Genomic DNA, 590 nt, shown 5'->3' on the forward strand with positions numbered 1-590 from the left:
TCCGGCGGCATGGCCCAGCGCGGCGCCATTGCCCGAGCGCTGATCAACCAGCCCAAGGTGCTGTTGCTGGACGAACCCCTGGGGGCGCTGGATGCCCTGACCCGGGTGCGCCTGCAGCACGAACTGCAACGTATCTGGGTGCAGCAGCGCTGCACGGTGATCATGGTCACCCATGACATTGAAGAAGCCCTGTACCTGGGGGACCGGGTAATCGTGATGGACGCGCATCCGGGGCGGATCAAGCATGAGATCCGCGTCGACCTGCCCCATCCCCGGGACCGCTCTTCACCCGTGTTGCAAGGCTACAAAGAGCAGTTGCTGGAGGAACTGGTGGGGCATTGATCGTCCAGGCACCCCGGCGCTGCGCCGGCTCCTACGCAGGTAGCGCCGCGATTACGCCGGGGCCGTAGGAGCTGGCTTGCCAGCGAAGGCGCCCGCTGGAGCGGTGCAAGGCTTGAGGGCCTATTCGCCGGCAAGCCGGCTCCTACGGGGGCGCCACCGGTGTCGCGCCGGGCCCACCGGCGGGCCTCAGGCGTGGGACCAGCGGCGATGCAGGCCACGGGCCAGGGCGTCGAGGGCAAAACCCAGCA

At 68.5% G+C, this 590-nt stretch carries 1 protein-coding gene; it reads left to right on the forward strand.

Annotated elements, in window-relative coordinates; translation table 11 throughout:
- Nucleotides 1–342, forward strand: a 342-nt coding sequence (locus F6S12_RS32690) for an ATP-binding cassette domain-containing protein (protein WP_315869981.1), incomplete at its 5' end; no start/stop codon positions are given.
- Nucleotides 343–590: the final 248 nt, after the last annotated feature.

Origin of the sequence: Pseudomonas sp. JV245A (assembly GCF_032424515.1) — a bacterium.
In the GTDB taxonomy this organism is placed as follows: domain Bacteria; phylum Pseudomonadota; class Gammaproteobacteria; order Pseudomonadales; family Pseudomonadaceae; genus Aquipseudomonas; species Aquipseudomonas protegens.